Source organism: Phaeodactylibacter sp. (assembly GCF_040219495.1).
Classification (GTDB): domain Bacteria; phylum Bacteroidota; class Bacteroidia; order Chitinophagales; family Saprospiraceae; genus Phaeodactylibacter.
On the sequence record NZ_JAVJSK010000035.1, the window covers coordinates 25,551 to 43,442 of the forward strand.

Below are 17,892 nucleotides of genomic sequence, written 5' to 3' on the forward strand. Positions count from 1 at the left end.
TGCATTGTAGGATTTTGGTGGGCGGTATGCCTCTTTTTACTTATCTATACCGCAAAAATGCAATTCTGGAAAAAGCTGACACCGGAACAGATTCATCAACAGGTGTTTGAGGCACTTGGGAAGAATGTCGATTACAAAGAGCGGCTACCTTTAGGGCTACCCGCGTCTCACCTCGACGAAAAGGTATTTACCCCTCAGGGCGCGATGCTGCGGGAAGCCCCTTTTCTATCCACGCTCGTCCAAAACCCCAATCATATTGGCTGTCATACCCTGGGGGATTCAGAAAGCTTTTTCGCCGGTACGCAGGAAATCGAGCGGGAGCTGATTGCCCTCTGCGCTGTAGACATCCTCAATGGAGCGCAGGCCGGGGACTTCGATGGTTATGTGGCCAGCGGCGGTACCGAAGCCAATATTCAGGCCATGTGGATTTACCGCAACTACTTTATGCGCGAACGAGGGGCTCAACAGGCTGAAATTGCCATCCTGTGCTCCGAAGATGCCCACTATTCCATGCATAAAGCCGCGAACCTGCTCGGTGTAAAAGGCTATGCAGTGGAGATCAGCCCGGAGGACCGCTCTATCCGATCGGGGGGCATTCGAAAGGCAGTGGAGCAGGCGCAGGCTGCGGGCGCAAAGTATTTCATTGTGGTTTGTAATATGATGACGACCATGTTCGGTTCTGTTGACCACCCTGAGCCTTATATTAAGGTGTTGGAAGCTGCCGGGCTGCCCTTTAAGCTACACGTGGATGGTGCTTACGGCGGGTTTTTCTTCCCCTTTTCCAAAATTGAGCATACCCTGGATTTCTCCAACCCCAAAGTGACTTCCATTACCCTGGATGCTCATAAAATGGTACAAGCGCCTTACGGTACAGGTTTGTTCCTGATCCGCAAAGGGTGGATGAAGTACACTTATACTGAAGAGGCAAAGTATGTGCAAGGGCTGGACGCTACCCTTAGCGGAAGCCGCTCGGGGGCCAATGCGATTTCGGTATGGATGATCCTAATGACCTACGGGCCACATGGATGGTTTGAGAAAATCCATATTCTGAAATACCGGACGGAGTGGCTTTGCCAACAGCTCACCGGGCGGGGGGTGAAGTACTATCGCCACCCGGGCTCCAATATCGTGACTATCCACAAAAGCGGGATTAGTTCCGATACTGCTGCGCAGTTTGGGCTGGTGCCAGACAGCCACATCGATCCCACCTGGTATAAAGTCGTGGTGATGGACCATGTAACCGTGGACGCACTCAGTCAGTTGGTCGAAGCGCTTTAGCCCGCTATCAGGGCAGCAAAAGGCTGCTGTCCCCGTAGCTGAGGAAGCGGAAATCCCGGCTGAGGGCAAAGTCATAAACGGCTTTCCAGTCCTTCCCGATTAGCGCAGCGATCAGCAACAACAGGGTGCTCTGAGGCTGGTGGAAATTGGTAATGATACCATTGCATACCCTGAATGAATACCCGGGGGCAATGATGAGTTGAGTGTAGCCCTGCAAGGTGTCCTGTTGCTGAGCTGCCATTGCCTGCTGAATGGCCAGAAAGCTTTCCGTTGCGCTTGGCCGGATCCCTTCCTCATAAGGGGCCCATTGCTGCACATCAATAAAGGAGGAGGGCTGTCCGGCACAGATGGCTTGGCCATGCCAGTATAAGCTTTCCAATAGCCGCATACTCGTTGTACCAACCGGAATAACCGGTTTGCCCTGTTGCAGGTGGCCGATTAAAACAGCGAGGGTTTGTTGGTCAATGTAGATGCTTTCCTCGTGCATGTGGTGGTCTGCAAGAGCTTCGGCTGATACGGGCTTGAAGGTGCCGGCACCGACGTGCAGGGTGACGTACAAAGCGGACGCTCCCTGCTGCTTTAAGTCCTCAAAGACACGGTCGGTAAAGTGCAGGCCCGCCGTAGGGGCTGCAACTGAGCCCTGGGTTTTTGCGTAGACGGTTTGGTAACGGTCTTCATCCTCAGGCACATTTTCGCGGTTAAGGTAGGGCGGAAGTGGGATGATGCCTGCTGCTGCGAGCAATTCGCCAAACGCGAGGCTGGGGTTGTCCCACTCAAATTCGATCTCAAAAGCATTTTCGATACGGCTGATCCGACTGGCACGGAGCTGAACCTCGCCGCTTGGACTGGGGATGGTTTTTTCAATCGCGCCGGTTTTCCATTTCCGGTTGCCGCCCACCAGGCATTTCCAGCGGACTTTCGCCCTGCTGGAGAAGTTTTGCTGGTATTCCGCCGGCATCAGGGGCTCTAGGCATAGTATTTCCAGCTGCTTGCCATTGGGCAGGGTAAAGTGCAGCCGGGCATGAATAACTTTGGTATTATTGAAGACGAGGAGCGTATCAGCAGGTAATAATGCCGGTAATGCCCTAAACGGATGTGCATCAATGGCTCCCTGATTGTAAAACAACAACCTGGACGCATCCCGCTCTGCAAGTGGGAATTTGGCAATCCGTGATTCAGGCAGCTCGTAAGAAAAATCTTTAATGTTAATAGACTTGGGATCCACTAGGCTTCGGGAATTGGTTAGCAATCGCGCAAAAGTAAAAAATCACAAAACAATCCCATCTAAATAGGGTTCGGACGGGGCATTACTTTCCTGCCCTCCGGCCTGGCTCGAGCCTGTTTCGAAATTATACCGCGTTTTTCACGCTTTGAAACCTTAGGAGCTTGTTGGTTTTTTGGGCTCAAGTGCTTCCATGGCATTCACCGGGCGCTCATCTTCCCTTTCAAAGCTTCAGTTTTCTGGCCATCAGGTTGCTCGACAGGGTGCCAAAGAGCACGATGCTGATGGAGCTTAGCGGCATCAGGATGGCGGCTACGATCGGCGACAGCGCTCCCTGCACCGCAAAACTTAGCCCGATAAGGTTGTAAACGAGGGCAAAGCCGTAGGCATAGTAGACAAGGTGGATGCTTCGGCGGGCAAACTCCAGGAAGTTAGGCAATTGGTCGAAGCGGGCTGCATCGAGGATGGCATCGCAGGCGGGGGTGAAGTTGTTGGTGTCTTCAGCTACCACAATACCTGCATCGCTTTGTTTCAGGGCACCGGCATCGTTCAGTCCATCGCCCAGCATCATGACGTTCTCCTTTTGAGCTTGCAGCTTGCGTACGAACTGTAATTTGTCCTGTGGGCTTTGGCGGAAGTGCATCTCGCCCTTGCCTTCAAAAGCTGGCGCCAGTAAACTGCGCTCCCGGTCATTGTCGCCGGAAAGCAGGAACAGGCGGGCATGGCGGGCGAAGTAACTGACCACCTCCCAAAGGCCCGTCCGGAAGTGGTTTTCCAAACGGAAAGCGCCCCGGATCTGCCCGTTGATTTGAATGTATACCCCGCTTTGTGCAGCGGCTACTTCCTGGTCCATAAAGGCCGCTGAGCCAGCCTTCACCTGATAGTCGGCAATAGTGGCGGTAACGCCTTGCCCAATCACTTCTTTCCAGTCGGAAACCGGGTATAGTAACAGGTCAGGAGCGGGCTCATTTGCACTGAGGTGCGATACCAGCTGCTGGCTCAGGGTGTGGCTCGATGGGCGCAGCAAGGCCCGGATGATTTGCTGCTCGTGCGCATCGAGGGGCTGCCCCTCAAAGTGGATCGAACTTTGGTGGCGGTTGGTCAGGGTCCCGGTTTTGTCGAAAATGACAGATTGTACGTTGCTTACCGCCTCAATGACGGCTGTATTTTTCAGGAAGAAGCGGTTGCGGGCCAGTACGCGCAGGGCGTTGCCGAAAATGAAGGGTACCGCCAGGGCCACCGCACAGGGGCAGGCGATGATGAGCACGGCGGTGAAAGCATTAATGGCGGTGCGGACGTCATACTGCAGCCAGTAACCAAGGGTGGTGAAGGCAATCAGTAGAATGGCTACCGTAAAATATTTGCCCACCCGGTTGGCCAATGCGCTGGCCCGGGAGTCTGTATTTTTGGTGAAGGCCTCATCGTTCCACAGTTGGGTGAGGTAGCTTTGGGATACCCGCCGGGTCAGGCTTACTTCTATACTGCTTCCGGTTTGGCGCCCTCCGGCGTAAACCTTCTCCCCGCTCATGCGGGCAACGGGTTCTGATTCTCCGGTGACAAAGCTGTAGTCAATGGCGGCGTCCCCGGCAAGCAAGACCCCGTCGGCAGGGATGAGCTCTCCGTTTTTTACTTCGATGATATCACCGGGCTCCAGCTTATCTAAGGTCGTTGAAGTCGTGCTTCGGTCGTCATTCACGCGGTGGGCTGCAATAGGGAAGTAAGATTTATAATCCCGTTCAAAAGAGATGCTGTGGTACGTCCGCTGCTGAAACCACTTGCCGGCGAGGAGGAAAAATACCAGCCCGGCGAGGCTGTCGAGGTAGCCGGCGCCCGTATGGGTCAGGATTTCGAAAACTGAGCGGCCAAAGAGCGTCAGTACACCCAGGGCAATGGGTACATCAATGTTCAGGTTGCGGTTTTTCAGGCCCAGCCAGGCCGACTTCAGGTAGTCGTTGCCGGCGTAAAAAACCAAGGGCAGGGCTAAAAGTATATTGAGGTAGCCAAAGAGCTGGAAAAAGTCGCCTTCCAGGGTTTTGTCCAGCCCCAGGTATTCCGGGAAACTGAGCAGCATAATATTGCCAAATGCAAACCCGGCTACTCCGAATTTGTAGAAAAACGACCGGTCAGCCACGGGCTTCCCTGCTCCATCCAGGTTACTCAGATTGATGGCGGGAGAATAGGCAATGCTGTCCAGCAGCTCTACCAATTGCCGCAAACTAATGACGGACTCGTCGTAGGTGACATAGACCTCCTTTTTGACAAAGTTGACCGTAGTGGCCAGTATGCCGGAGTTGAATTTGTATAGATTTTCAAGGAGCCAAAGGCAGGAGGCGCAGTGGATTGCGGGGATGAAGAAGGTCACCCGTACCTGTGTTTCGTTGGCAAAATCGATAAGTTTCTCGCGTACATCCGGATCATCAAGATAGGCAAAGGCTGCCAGTTTCTTGCCTTTAAGGCTCATCCCTGCCTGCTCGTCGATGTCGTAGTAACGGCACATGCCATTATCTTCCAGGATTTCGTAGACGGTCTTGCAGCCTTCGCAGCAAAAATCTTTGTCGTCCAGCTGTAGGTGTGTAGGGGCACAGTGCTCCCCGCAGTGGTAACAAGCAGGTGCTTCATCTGGCATGGGCCCCTGCTTTGATGGCTTAGTGCTAACGATCGGCATGTTTGGCTTTTTTCTTTGGTTACGGCCCGGGCCGGTCACCTTCTATTTTGCGAACCAGGAAAACGATTGTCCTTCGTTTGTTTTGTGCTGTAAATGTACAATGCACCGTTTGCCAGCCTGGTGACTTTTGTCACTGCTCCGGGGTGATTCTTATTGGTTGGAATGAATGCCCTGACGTCTTCGGGGCAGGCTTTTCCGGGCGTAATTTTTTAGAGCGTGCTGGGGCTTTTGTCTTCTAGTCGAAAACTAACCATTTTTTGGTAGTGCTAATCTATGAAATTTTCAAAAAAACTTACTTGGATGCTAAACATAGCACCTCTTAATCCCAACACGCTCTAAATGGGTAAATTATTGTTGCGCAACCCCTAAGGTTTACCTCTTCCAATTCCTGCTCCCTGCGCGGGCACAGACTCCCGCCTTCCGCCTTTGCGGGGAGTAGCAGATACCTGTCCCGGCGGATTTCCTTCTGCATTTTCCGAACTCCTTTCGTATTGCTTGATCAGGTAGGCATACCAGGCCACGCCCACAATGTACATCGCCACCGTAATAAGGAAAATGCTCACATAACGGAATTCCATCTGCCGCAACCAGCCGAACAGTTTCATGGAAATGAACCAGCTGCCGGACCATACGGAAGCATTGAGCGCGCTCATGATTTCCTGATTGCGGGGCCCCACATAATACATCGTTAGCTCAGAAGTCATGGGGGCTGCGGCACTCATTAAAGGTTGACGGAGCACGTAAGCACCGATCGCGATCCCCAGGGCGAAGGGCAGATTAGCGTAGTACTCGGTAGTCGCCAGCGCAAAAAGCATAAAGATGGATGCCGATTGAAAAAGGGTGATAGCGACCTTGTACCCAAAGCTGCGCCGGATATAAGGCATGATCGCTACGATCAGGGCTACCAGCAAAAAGGTCAGAGACCCCACCAGCGAAAACTGACTGGAAGTCATGCCATGCACATTCAGGAAAAACAGATTGATGACCGGTATGGTAAAGCCTGCACCGATGGCAATAATCAGGGTAGGGGTGAGGGCTTTGAAAATAGTGCCCCAGTCGTAATCGTGCAACACCTGCCGGAAAGGCACTTTTTCGGACACCCGCTCCGGCACCCGGATACGCGCAACGAAGTAGGCACCTGCCAGGCCCAGGGTGGATACGCCTTGCAGCACCCGCCGTTCGGTGAAAAAAGCGGGGTCAATTTGCGTAAGCAGGAAATTGCCAAGGCCAATCAGGCAGATGGTCCCGGAGAACGAAAGGAAAGAAAGCGAGATGGCCTCCGAGTGGGCTTCTTTCCGTGCATTGAGCAGGATAAAAGGCAACACGGTGATTTGCATACACGTATAGGCCAGCCCCCAGAGCATGGCCGAGGCGTTCACCACCTGTTCCCATCCTGCACCAATAGCGTAGAGCAGGACATGAGACATGACCGGTGTCGCAATTGTAGCGGCATAGAAAAAAGGCTTCAGCCGCCGCCCTTTGATGAACAAGCCAATGGGGAACGCCAGGCAAAAGACTGCCAGAAAACGGTAGGACAACACCTCCGCTACTTCATAATCGGCAAAGCCCTCACTGGCCATATAGTAGTTGAGCAACAGAAAAAAAGCGGTATTGATGCCTTGTACAAAAAACTGGGCCAAAATCAGGTTGAGGATGTGGGCGGGCACTTTTTTGTAGCCATTAAATACGCTTTGCAGTGGGCTCATAATCGTTTAAAAATTAGAAACCGATGTGCCACGACCTGGCAATCATCGGTTTTCAGATAAATTAAGGAGACCCTGTTCGGGTCAATCCACTGGGAAGAACGTATGAGGGCATGGATAGTTTGGCCGGCTATACTTTCGGTATGCGGTATCTTGCCACAGGCGATACAACCTTTTCGGTGACCTGCCTGTGCGCCCACCCCGGAAACGCTGATGGTGGTACCTTAGGCCAGTCGGGAGGGGATAGTCCGCCGGGAGTCGTGAGATAGGCCGCTTCGTCTTCCATTGCCATGAGGCGGAGTTGGTGCCAAAGTAGCCACGCCAGTGGTTGGGGCGGGGGCAGCTCCACTACTGAAAGGCTTTGCCCGTTGCGGGTAGTACGCTCGAATTGCGCGATGGGCGTATCGCTCTGCAGCAATTGCCCCTGAGTCCGGTCGCTATGGCGTTGCTGTGCCCATGCCAGATTTTCTTCCATGCAGAGGTCAATGTAGGCACGGGCCTGTTCAAACTCATGGGGCTGAAAAAGCTTCCAGAACCCGTCTCTTCGGAACCACGTCAGTTGCCGTTTAGCATACCGGCGGCTGTTGCGCTTGATGAGTTCGACGGCTTCCTCCAAAGCGATTTTACCTTCGAAGTGGTCAAATAATTCCTGATACCCTACGGTCTGCAGGGCGGGCAGATGGCGTTGGGCGAAGAGCGCCTGTGCTTCCTGCTGTAGCCCGGCTTCCATCATGAGGTCTACCCGGTGGTTGATACGCTCGTAGAGTGTTGCCCGGGGCCACTGCAGCTGCAGGTAGATGGGGTTGAAAGGGCGCCCGGCTGCCGCATTTTGGCGAAAGCTGGAAAAGGGCTTTCCACTGCTGCGGTACACGGCAAGGGCACGTATGAGCCGGTGGGGGTTTTCGAGGTCAACGGTTTGGTAGTACGTGGGGTCTGATGCCCGGAGTGCTTCTTGCAGGTAGGGTAGGCCGTGTTTTTGGAAATCGGCTTCCACGCCGGCCTTCACCGCTTCCGGTATTTCCGGAAAGGGGTCAAGGCCTTCGCAAACGGCTTTCAGGTACAAGCCGCTACCCCCGGTAAGGATGACCACCTCATGTTTGGTGAAGAGCTGCTGCAGTAACTCCAACGCCTCGGTTTCGTATTGCCCCACGCTGTAAGCCGTTTCTATGCTATGGCTATCAATGAAGTAGTGTGGAGCTGCTGCGAGCTCCTCCGCATCAGGCTTAGCCGTACCAATGTTCATCTCCCGGAAGAATTGCCGGCTGTCGGCAGAGACGACCACCGTCTTGTAGTGCTGCGCCAGTTCGATGGCGAGCCGGGTCTTCCCACTTGCTGTGGGTCCGGAAAGGACAATGAGGTACATAGATTCTAAGGTTGCTCTGTACGGCCAAAGTAGGGAAATTCCAGGATTCATGGCAATGGGGCAAATATTCTCGTTTGTTCTTCAGTCAAGTATGAAGCCATGGGTAGACCAGACCGCATATGCTGGAAGACTTCGGAGAAGTTACACACTCTTTACAAAGCACTCCGTTAGCTGCCTTTGGAAAAAGCACTATCTTCGAGTTAAAGAATCCCTTTTTATGATGAACCGATCTTACTTACTGATGCTAATGCTGGCCATTTGTGCCCTGAGTTACACGGCTTGTAACGATGATGATGCCGATGGGCGCACAGCAGTCGAATACAACCCTAATTGCTGCGTGTACGGCACCATGCAGCGCGATGGGGACTCACAGCGCTGGGAAGTGGCTATTGATTTGGAAAGCGGTGCCTGGGACAGTATCCCTGGTACGCGCAGGGCAGGGGCAGGCTTCCAGGTACCGGTGGGCGTCAACCGTTTGAATGATTTTGCGGGCAACCGGCACCTGTATACCGATTTTAACGGATTTAATCTGGTTGTACAGGACCTGGTTACTTTTGATACGGTTGCCGTTCCCTTGAATGATCCTGAGACCGGCCTTAAGATTAATGGGTCGCTTTTTCTGCAAAAAGCCCGCAGCAGTGATGAATATTTCCTTTTCAGCGACCTGGAAGACCGGGTATACCGCATCGATCTGGGGGCACAAGCGCTGAGCATCGCCCTGGACACTTTTCAACTTGGCTTTGATTTGCTGAATGATTTCATCTACAGCCCATCGGAGGACTACTTCGTGTTTCTCGGGCAGGTTAATCAGGGGTTTACGGAGCGGCTGTATACGGCTACTATTTTCGATAATGCGACTAAAATGCTGGTGGCACGGGATACTTTTCCGCAGCGGCTCTTTGGATTTGTGCCTGACCCCGACCTCGGGCGTATGTTTGCGCTGACCTTTCCGGAGAACGGGTTTGGGTACCGATTGTACGAAGTCCGGTTTGAGGGAGAGGAGGGGCTGAGTTACACGGAGCTATCTGCTTCAAACCTGGCCATTGGACAGTTATCGGAACAGCTACAGACTTTGCACACTTCCAGTAATAGCTATTTGTGCTACGGCGATAATTCCTCTGCAGGGAACCCCCTGAAGGTTATTTTTCAGGTTGACCTGAGTACCGGAGAACTGATCTCTCAGATTGTACTCGACGACTTTGGGACAATGATCAAACTGGATGGGGAGTAGGCTGTTAACCCTCAAATTCACTATTGACCTATGGAGGCCTACCACCGGACATTCAGACTGGGCGTTGATGACCATTGTGCTCCCTCCGGTTATGGCACAAAGGCAAAAGGGAGTGCCGAACTTTTAACGGTACCTTTTCCTTTCATTGAGATCATCTTTACAATCGGGCCTACCGTATTCGAATCAACGGGGTATCACCGGGTGTTTTCCACAGCTGTTGGCGGCATTCAGACCCAGCCTATCCGGACACAGCTGCAAACGGATTATAGGGCTTTTGGGGTTTTTCTGCACCCTGTGGAGTTCTTTGAGGCTACCGGCCTGGGGGCTGCCGACCTGCATGACCCGGTTCAGATGGGGCGTATACTGAACCCGCTGATTAGTGTACTGGAATCCGGAGGAGCTGAAGATCCTGAAAGCTTCACCCACCGCATCCAAGATGCGTGGAAGCGTTATCAAAAGAAGCGGTCTTGTTACCGGGTCATCACTCAATTTTTAGATCAGGCCCATGCCTTGCCCCGCTACCGGCTTAGAGAGGCTGCCGGGGCGATATCCTTTACGGGAAAGCACCTGAGAACAACCTTTCGGGCGGTGTTGGGCATTACCCCCAAGCAGTACCTACAGCTTTTGCAACTACAGGGCGTCCTCTCTGATATGGTCAACTCAGGCGGGTATAGCCTTACTGATATTGCATTGAGAAATGGGTTTTACGATCAGTCGCATTTCAACCGGATTTTCAAAAGGTACGCTGGAATACCCCCACGTCGTTTCCGTGGGCAATACTCCCGTTACGCGGAGAAGTACAAAAACACCATCGTGCTGTAGGTGCGTTTTTTCCTATTTCGGGAAAAAGGAATTCCAGATTTTTGGAATAAAAAAATGATGCGTACCGATTCACAACACCCCGCATGGCTGCAGGAAGCCGAAAAAACCCTTATCCGTTATTGCGAAAACTTCAGTGATGTCCTGATTACCCAGGCTTCCGGAGCTTGTCTCTACACCAAAGAAGGCGACCGGATACTGGATTTTACCTCCGGGCAGATGTGTGCCATTTTCGGGCACAGCCATCCTCGCATCGTAGAGGCCTTACACCGGGGCACCCGTTCCACCATTCATTTGCTGAGTGCGATGCTTTCGCCCGCTGTGATTGAGTTGTCCCGCCGCCTATCCGAATTACTGCCCGAGTCGCTGTCCCGGTCCATGTTTCTGTCTACGGGAGGCGAATCCAACGAAATGGCTATTCGTATGGCAAAGTTAGCCACAGGTGGCTTTGAAGTTATCGGGTTTACCGGTTCCTGGCATGGTATGACTGCCGGTGCGCAGTCGCATACTTACTCCCTGACGCGGCGTTCGTACGGGCCTGTCATGCCGGGCAGCTATGCTATACCGGCACCCAATAGTTACCGCTGCCCGATCAGGCATTGCGAAGGGCAGTGCGACAATACCTGCCTGGATGTAGGGATGGAGCTGGTTGATCAGCAATCGGTTGGCGCATACGCGGCCCTGATTGTGGAGCCGGTGCTGAGTGCGGCAGGCATCATTGAACTACCTCCGGATTATCTGAAGCGGCTCAAGGCCCACTGCGAATCCCGCGGGCTGCTCCTGATTTTCGATGAAGCCCAAACGGGCATTGGGCGGCTGGGCGATAACTTCGGCTTTGAGCAAAGTGGGGTGGTCCCCGACTTCCTGACCCTCTCCAAAACGCTGGGCGGTGGGCTGCCTTTGTCCGCCACGGTTACGAGTGCTGCTTTGGAAGAAGCCTGCTATGAGAAAGGGTTTATCAGTGTTACTTCCCACGTTTCCGACCCACTGCCAGCAGAAGCAGGGCTGACGGTACTGTCGATCCTGGTGGAAGAAAAAATGCAGGAAAGGGCCCGCAAAATGGGCGCTTATCTGAAAGCAAAGCTGTTGGAGCTGCAAAAGCAATATGAGTGTATTGGGGATGTACGGGGCAGAGGATTGCTGCTGGGGATGGAAATCGTAAAAGACCGCATCTCAAGAGCACCGGACCCGGAGCTGGGTAGTAAAATTGCCGGCCGTTGCCTGAGAAACGGGCTGAGCATGAATATCGTCCGGATCAAAGGGTACGGAGGGGTCTTCCGGATCGCCCCTCCACTGACCATCACAAAAGCGGAATTGGATGAAGGCGTGGAGATTTTGGAACGGTCAATCCGGGAGAGCCTGGAGGGATGAAATAAAAAAAGGGAAGCCGGAAGGCTTCCCTGAATATAGAATCGATATTTTGTCGATTCCCCCTTGATCTATGTTCTTGTGTTTTGCAATGGATGTATTCCAATTGCGTTACGGTTCAAATATAGGGGGAATTGTGTTTCAAGCCGTTCACATATGTTGCATTCTTGTTTGCATATGTTGCATAATGGGTTTAAATACTGAAAATCAGCCCTTTTCATGGGCTTCACTGGGGCTATACCCATACTTTTCCTTAAACTTGGTAGAGAAATACTGAGGGCTGTTAAACCCCACCTTGAAGCTTACTTCGCTCACGGTAATGCCCGGTTGTTGGCGGAGTATCGCTGCTGCCCGCTTCAGCCGGTAAGCCCGTATGAATTCGGAAGCGGTCTGCCCGGTCAGCGCTTTGAGCTTTCGGTGCAGTTGGGAGCGGCTGAGGAGTAAGGCGTTGCTGAGTTGTTCAACTGAAAAATCTTGGTCACTCAGGTTTTCTTCAATAACTGTATAAGCCCGTTGTAAAAAATCTTGCTCCATATCGGGAACCTGAGGGGACGGACTGTCATTGCGCATACCCTGGAAGTACGCCTGCAGTCTTGCTCTTTGGGCAAACAGGTTCTGAATCCGGGCAACAAGCTCTTCGGAATAGAAAGGTTTGGACAGATAAGCGTCCGCACCTGTCTCAAGCCCGGTGAGCCTGCTTTGAAGCGCGGATTTGGCGGTGAGCATAATGATGGGAATGTGGCTGGTACGCACATCGGACTTGAGCTTAACCGTCATCTCAAAGCCATCCATACGGGGCATCATGACATCTGTTATGATAAGATCGGGTAGCGTCTCAGTGGCCTTTTGCAGGCCCTCAATACCATCCCGGGCCATTTCAATGTTGAAGTCTGGGTCAAGAATGTCTTTTAAGAACTCACGGAGCTCCTCATTGTCTTCAACGATCAGGATTGAGGTGTTTTGCTCCTGATGTGGCTCAAGGGCCTCCTCAACAGCTACGGCCGGTGTGGTGCCAGTCGGAACAGGATCGCCTTGTGTGGCTGCTGCGGAAAGGGGCAATTGCAGGGTGAACAAAGTGCCTGCCCCCGGCTCACTATCCAAACGAATTGTCCCGCCTAGCTTCTGCGCCAACTCCTGGCAAAGGGCCAGCCCAATACCTGTACCTCCGGTGGCACGGGTAGAAGAGTCGTCTACCTGATAAAACCGGTCGAATATCCTGCTCTGATGCTCAGGGGCGATGCCCGGACCATTGTCTTTCACCTGTATGCTGATCTCTTGGCGCTCGGGAACAGCAACAGCCGACAGGCTGATATGCCCGCCGTTGGGGGTGAACTTCAGGGCGTTAGAGAGTAGGTTGTGGATGATTTTGCTGACTTTTTCGGTGTCAATTTCAACCCACTTCAGGATAGATCGGTCTCTGATATAAAGCTCTAGTTCAATTTGTTTGTCTAAGGCTGCGACTTCGTAGTCTTTCAGAATAGACTGCAGGAGCAAATTCAAATCGGCCTGTTGCAGTTTGACCGACATCAGCCCTTCTTCCAGCCGGTTGATGTCCAGTAGCTGATTGACCAGGTTGAGCATACGCTCACTGTTGCTGATGATGAGTGCTGCCCATTTCTGCCCGTTTTTATGGCTGAGCTGTTGGCTGAGCCGCCGGGCGGGCTCTAGTATGAGCGTTAGTGGGGTGCGAAATTCATGAGTGATGTTGGAAAAGAAGTTGGACTTCATCCGGTCGAGTGCGGCCAGCCGCTCGGCTTCCCGTTGTTCGTAAGCCAGCTGGGTCTTGAGGAGTTCCCGGTTTACCTGAAAGCGATAGGCAGAGTAGAGCAGGTATGAAATGATCAACAGGTATAACGCGTAAGCCCAGTAAGTCGCCCACCAGGGCGGAGCGATGTAAATCTGAAGCATTGCAGGTGCCGTACTCCAAACATCCTCGTTATTAGCCCCCCATACTTTAAAGGTGTAATGGCCCGGGATGAGGTTGGCATAGGCTACTTCTCGCCTTGTGCCTGCATCAAAAGGGGTATCATCCAGCCCCACCATCTGATAGCGGTAGCGGTTGTTTTCCGGGGCGGCATAGTCGAGTGCAGAGAACTGGAAAAACAATTGGTTTTGGTCGTGTTCAAGCTCAATGCGTTCTATCCATTCCAGCGGTTTGCGAGGGGTATCGCCCAGCACTTCCTCCAGAGGGGTATTGTTGACATTCAGCCCGGTCAGGTACACCTTTGGCGGGTGGGTAGAGGGCTTGATGTCTTTGGGGTGGAACACATGTACGCCGTTGACGCCACCAATCAAAAAACGCCCGTCCTGTGCCCGATGGTAAGAGAAGGTGTTGAATTCATTGCTCTGTAAGCCATCGGCGGAGGTGTAATTTTTAAAGGACATCCGTTCGGGATGGAATTTGGACAGTCCGCGGTTGGTCGTGATCCAGAGATAGCCTTTGTCATCGGGCAGTACCCCGTACGCCACATCATTGGGCAGGCCATCGGTAGTGGTGATGGCCTGGAATTCGCCCTTTTTGATGTCAAAGTGGTTAATTCCGCCCCCTTTGGTACCCAACCACAGTTTATTGGTTTCGCCGGGGCGCTCACAGATGCTCAGCACATAGTTTTCACTAAGGCTGTTTGGGTTGTTGATGTCGAAATCGTACAACTGATGGTCAATGCGCCCGCCTGCTGTTTGCTGCAACCGCAACAAGCCATATTGGGTGCCGGTCCAAATCACATCCGATGCAGTATCATAATGAAAAACCGTAACCGTGGCATTGGTCTGCCGCTCGGTAAACCAGTCCGCCATCGCATGGTATTCGAAGGACTTAGTTTGGGTACGAAAAACCGCAAGTTGACCATCTGAACTGGAAAACCAAATGTCACCTTGCCGGTCCATCAGGAGTGGCGAGTTGGGGTTGGCTTTGCATTGATAGACAAAAGACTGAACCGATCCGGTGCGTTCATTTACCCTGACGAGGGCGGTTTTATCTTCTACAATCGGGTAATGGAACCAGAAAATATCAGGTTCGGGATTGATGACCCAAGTTGCTTTCTCCAGCCAGGAGGGAAAGGAAGCGGGCATTTCGTAACGGCCGGTTTCGGGGTCGAGAATACGCATGGAAACGGCTACCCAAACCCAGCAGCGGTCTTTGAGGTCGGTATACAACTGCCGGCTGCTCGTACCCGGAAGGAAATGACGGAAACGGGCATTAGAGGGGTTGTATTTTCGGATGCCGTACCCGTTGGTGCCAATCCATAAAACACCGGTGCGGTCTGAACAAATGGTCGGGGTGAAGTAGTCAGGTTTGGTGGTGAAGATCAGTTCAAGCTGCTGTCCTTTGGGCCGCTTAGGGTGCACTTTGAACAAGCCCGCAGACGCTCCCCATATGGTTCCGGACTGATCGATAATTATATCAGGTAAAAAACCCAGTAGCTTTTCCGGTAATTGGATATTCCAGGTTTCCCCCTTGTAATAGACCTTGATTTCCTCATTGGTGGGCAAGATCAGGTAGCCGTCATCCGTCATCTTAATACTGCGGAAACTGAAGGGGAGCTCTATCTCATGCGCATTGACCAAATCTGACATTTCTTCCCATTGCTGGTAGTTTTTCCGGTGCAAGCGGAATAGCCGGTTGTTTATGGCAAAGTAAAGGGTGTCTGAGATTTTGGAGAGGCAACTATTGACATTGCTCGAATTAGGATTAGAGATGGGCTCAATGGGATAGCTTTTTACCCTGTGGTTGAGCTTGACCTGACGGGCGCCTTCCCATAATTTTTTGCCTGGTGGCACGTTCAGGCGGCAAAGCCCACTGCCGGTGCCGATCCAGAAGATACTGTCGTTTTCCTGTTCGATACTAAAGACGCGGTTGGAATTGAGGCCCTGACCGGGCTCTTTCTTGTAGTCCAGCTTGTAAAAGCGTTCCGTCTGCCGGTCAAAAACGTTGAGCCCGTTGTTGTGGGTGCCTACCCAAATGCGCCCGAAAGAGTCTTCCGCCAATGCATTCACCACATGCCCCGAGAGGGAAAAGGAGTCGGCAGGAAGATGGCTGTAGAGTTTGAAGTCATATCCGTCGAAACGATTGAGCCCGTCTTTAGTCGCTATCCAAATAAAGCCAAGGCTGTCCTGTATAATATCATGAATCATGCCCTGCGTAAGGCCATCTTCGATGGTCAATTCATCGAGTTTGACGGTTTGTGCATACAGGGGCATCAGGCTTCCCAATAATAATAAGGGGGTGACAATCAGGCTTTTCATCAGGTTAAAAGTAACGGTTTAAACGGAAGTTTCCGGGGTTTTAGCGCATCCGTACCTGGTAGCTTAGCAACAGGGTATACGGATGGAAGGAAAAATAGATACGTATCAGGGTGAGAATCCGGATTAACAGCTCGTTAACAAAACTTCAACCCTAATTAACGAGCGCTTATGCAGCATTACCTACCTTTGTAAGCGTAAAAAAAGGGAATTCCCCGGGAGAACTATTTCTGATGCCCATTGTTCCCACTTTTAACTTAAATCCAAAACTAAAGTAAAATGTTGAAGCAAATCAAAGTTCTGATGTTCGCCCTTTTAGCGGTAGGTTTCGTAGCTAGCTGTAACAACAGCGAAAGCTCTGCTCAGGAAGAAGCACGTGAAGACCTGACCAGCAACACAGTACAGCCTGCTAACCAAGCTGCTCAGGCTCAGCCTGCTGCTGCTCAGCCTGCTGCTCCTGCTGGCCCAACAACGACAATGTCTTTTAACGAAACAGAGTTTGACTTCGGTACCGTTAACGAAGGCGAAAAAGTTTCTCATACTTATGTTTTCACCAATACAGGTGAGGAGCCGCTAATCCTGAGCAACGCAAAGGGTAGCTGTGGTTGTACGGTACCGAGCTGGCCTCGTGAGCCGATTGCGCCAGGTGCAACCGGAGAAATCACCGTTGAGTTCAACTCCAAGAATAAGAAAGGGCAGCGCAACCAAAAGGTAACGATTACAGCTAACACCAACCCACCACAGAGCTTCATCTACCTGAAAGGTGATGTGACGCCAGCTGCCGGTGGCGCTACTCCTGCTGTGACTCAGTAAGCCTTTAAGAGCTACCAGATAAACAATAGACTTGGTCCCGACGCATCAAGTCTAATAAAGAAGCCCGCAAACCTTTCTGGTTTTGCGGGCTTTCGTATTTTTGCATTATGAAGAACTACCTCTCGCTGGTTAAATTCAGCCATACGGTTTTTGCGTTGCCCTTTGCTTTGCTGGGGTTCTTTTTGGCTACGCTTGAGTCTGGGGAAGGGCTCAGCTTAAGGCTTTTTCTGCTCGTAGTGCTGTGCATGGTTTTTGCCCGCAGTGCGGCAATGGCCTTTAACCGCTACCTCGACCGGGATATTGATGAGCAAAACCCGCGCACCGCTTCCCGGGAGATACCGGCAGGGGTGATCTCACCACGCGCCGCATTGGGCTTTGTCGTAGCCAACAGCCTGCTCTTTGTGGCCACCACCTGGTGGATCAATAGCCTCTGCTTTCTGCTTTCGCCGGTAGCCTTGCTGGTAGTCTTGGGCTACAGTTACACCAAGCGATTTACTTTTTTGTGCCACTTTGTTCTGGGCCTGGGGCTCTCCCTGGCGCCTATTGGTGCTTACCTTTCTGTTATAGGGCAGTTTGATCTGATTCCTTTATTGTACTCGGGAGCGGTACTGCTTTGGGTTTCTGGCTTTGACATCATTTATGCGCTGCAAGACGATGACTTTGATCGCTCCCTATCCCTCAATTCTGTACCGGTGAAAATGGGGCGCCCTTCTGCGTTAAGGCTGTCTACGCTGCTTCACATAGGCAGTGCGGCCTTTATCCTCGCCGGTGCCTGGCACTTGCAATCGGCTTATCCAGATTTTCAGTGGCTGCACTGGCTGGCAGCTGCTATATTCCTGGGCTTGCTGTTCTATCAGCATACTCTGGTCCGTCCGGATGACCTCAGTAAGGTCAACATCGCCTTCTTTACCACCAACGGTATGGCCAGCCTGCTCTTCGGAGCGCTGGTTATCCTCGATATCTACGTGTAGTTTAGAGCGTGTTGGGACTTTGCTTTTGGAGCGAACGCAGCCAAATTTTGTTCTGATCAAGGCGTGATGAGGGAATATAGCCTTACAGGCTGACCGAAAACTGGTTATGAGAAACAGATAAAAATTGCTATAATGTGTACTATGGCAACATTTAAAAAATATGAGCCCGGGCAGCAGCACGGGGTAGTGATCGATGTAGGAAGCTATTTATCGCCGG

Annotated in this window: 11 protein-coding genes; 6 read left to right on the forward strand and 5 right to left on the reverse strand. The window is 52.1% G+C overall.

Features of this window, described 5'->3' with window-relative positions:
- Window positions 1-57: 57 nt before the first annotated feature.
- Window positions 58-1,278, forward strand: a complete 1,221-nt coding sequence (locus RIC19_RS04995; protein WP_350177195.1) for a pyridoxal phosphate-dependent decarboxylase family protein — start codon at window positions 58-60, stop codon at window positions 1,276-1,278.
- Between the two features lie 7 nt (window positions 1,279-1,285).
- Here the strand turns inward: RIC19_RS04995 and RIC19_RS05000 are convergent, their stop codons facing one another.
- From RIC19_RS05000 to miaA, 4 genes are all read right to left on the reverse strand, one after another.
- On the reverse strand, window positions 1,286-2,503 hold the full coding sequence (locus tag RIC19_RS05000) for an S-adenosylmethionine:tRNA ribosyltransferase-isomerase (RefSeq protein WP_350177196.1): 1,218 nt from the start codon (window positions 2,501-2,503) through the stop codon (window positions 1,286-1,288).
- Between the two features lie 220 nt (window positions 2,504-2,723).
- Window positions 2,724-5,126 carry a heavy metal translocating P-type ATPase gene (locus tag RIC19_RS05005; RefSeq protein WP_350177197.1) on the reverse strand — a complete coding sequence of 801 codons (2,403 nt, stop codon included), beginning with the start codon at window positions 5,124-5,126 and terminating at the stop codon, window positions 2,724-2,726.
- A gap of 404 nt (window positions 5,127-5,530) precedes the next feature.
- Window positions 5,531-6,871 (reverse strand): MFS transporter, encoded by a 1,341-nt coding sequence (locus tag RIC19_RS05010; protein ID WP_350177198.1) that lies wholly within the window; start codon window positions 6,869-6,871, stop codon window positions 5,531-5,533.
- A 127-nt stretch (window positions 6,872-6,998) separates the two neighbouring features.
- Complete coding sequence (gene miaA / locus RIC19_RS05015) at window positions 6,999-8,231, reverse strand: tRNA (adenosine(37)-N6)-dimethylallyltransferase MiaA (RefSeq protein WP_350177199.1); 1,233 nt, start codon at window positions 8,229-8,231, stop codon at window positions 6,999-7,001.
- A gap of 217 nt (window positions 8,232-8,448) precedes the next feature.
- Here miaA and RIC19_RS05020 point away from each other — a divergent pair, with 217 nt between their 5' ends.
- The 3 genes from RIC19_RS05020 to RIC19_RS05030 are packed head-to-tail and all read left to right on the forward strand — an operon-like array spanning window position 8,449 to window position 11,652.
- Window positions 8,449-9,462, forward strand: coding sequence for a hypothetical protein (locus RIC19_RS05020; protein WP_350177200.1), 1,014 nt, complete (start codon window positions 8,449-8,451; stop codon window positions 9,460-9,462).
- A gap of 30 nt (window positions 9,463-9,492) precedes the next feature.
- A complete protein-coding gene (locus tag RIC19_RS05025; RefSeq protein WP_350177201.1) occupies window positions 9,493-10,284 on the forward strand; it encodes a helix-turn-helix domain-containing protein in 792 nt (263 codons plus the stop codon).
- Window positions 10,285-10,338: 54 nt separating this feature from the next.
- Entirely contained in the window at window positions 10,339-11,652 is a 1,314-nt protein-coding gene (locus RIC19_RS05030; protein ID WP_350177202.1) for an aspartate aminotransferase family protein, read from the forward strand.
- 204 nt (window positions 11,653-11,856) lie between these two features.
- Here RIC19_RS05030 and RIC19_RS05035 read toward each other — a convergent pair whose 3' ends face one another.
- Window positions 11,857-15,894 carry a hybrid sensor histidine kinase/response regulator transcription factor gene (locus tag RIC19_RS05035; protein WP_350177203.1) on the reverse strand — a complete coding sequence of 1,346 codons (4,038 nt, stop codon included), beginning with the start codon at window positions 15,892-15,894 and terminating at the stop codon, window positions 11,857-11,859.
- A gap of 276 nt (window positions 15,895-16,170) precedes the next feature.
- Between RIC19_RS05035 and RIC19_RS05040 the strand changes: the two genes are divergently transcribed.
- Together RIC19_RS05040 and RIC19_RS05045 are read left to right on the forward strand one after the other, a co-directional pair.
- A complete protein-coding gene (locus tag RIC19_RS05040; RefSeq protein WP_350177204.1) occupies window positions 16,171-16,704 on the forward strand; it encodes a DUF1573 domain-containing protein in 534 nt (177 codons plus the stop codon).
- A 107-nt stretch (window positions 16,705-16,811) separates the two neighbouring features.
- Window positions 16,812-17,675 carry a UbiA-like polyprenyltransferase gene (locus tag RIC19_RS05045; protein WP_350177205.1) on the forward strand — a complete coding sequence of 288 codons (864 nt, stop codon included), beginning with the start codon at window positions 16,812-16,814 and terminating at the stop codon, window positions 17,673-17,675.
- Window positions 17,676-17,892: the final 217 nt, after the last annotated feature.

What these genes read in the sequence shown, in the direction of transcription:
- RIC19_RS04995 (WP_350177195.1), top strand. Translation starts at nt 58, where the DNA reads ATGCAATTCTGGAAAAAGCTGACACCGGAACAGATTCATCAACAGGTG.
- RIC19_RS05005 (WP_350177197.1), bottom strand. Translation starts at nt 5,126, where the DNA reads ATGCCAGATGAAGCACCTGCTTGTTACCACTGCGGGGAGCACTGTGCC.
- RIC19_RS05010 (WP_350177198.1), bottom strand. Translation starts at nt 6,871, where the DNA reads ATGAGCCCACTGCAAAGCGTATTTAATGGCTACAAAAAAGTGCCCGCC.
- miaA (WP_350177199.1), bottom strand. Translation starts at nt 8,231, where the DNA reads ATGTACCTCATTGTCCTTTCCGGACCCACAGCAAGTGGGAAGACCCGG.
- RIC19_RS05020 (WP_350177200.1), top strand. Translation starts at nt 8,449, where the DNA reads ATGATGAACCGATCTTACTTACTGATGCTAATGCTGGCCATTTGTGCC.
- RIC19_RS05025 (WP_350177201.1), top strand. Translation starts at nt 9,493, where the DNA reads ATGGAGGCCTACCACCGGACATTCAGACTGGGCGTTGATGACCATTGT.
- RIC19_RS05030 (WP_350177202.1), top strand. Translation starts at nt 10,339, where the DNA reads ATGATGCGTACCGATTCACAACACCCCGCATGGCTGCAGGAAGCCGAA.
- RIC19_RS05035 (WP_350177203.1), bottom strand. Translation starts at nt 15,894, where the DNA reads ATGAAAAGCCTGATTGTCACCCCCTTATTATTATTGGGAAGCCTGATG.
- RIC19_RS05040 (WP_350177204.1), top strand. Translation starts at nt 16,171, where the DNA reads ATGTTGAAGCAAATCAAAGTTCTGATGTTCGCCCTTTTAGCGGTAGGT.
- RIC19_RS05045 (WP_350177205.1), top strand. Translation starts at nt 16,812, where the DNA reads ATGAAGAACTACCTCTCGCTGGTTAAATTCAGCCATACGGTTTTTGCG.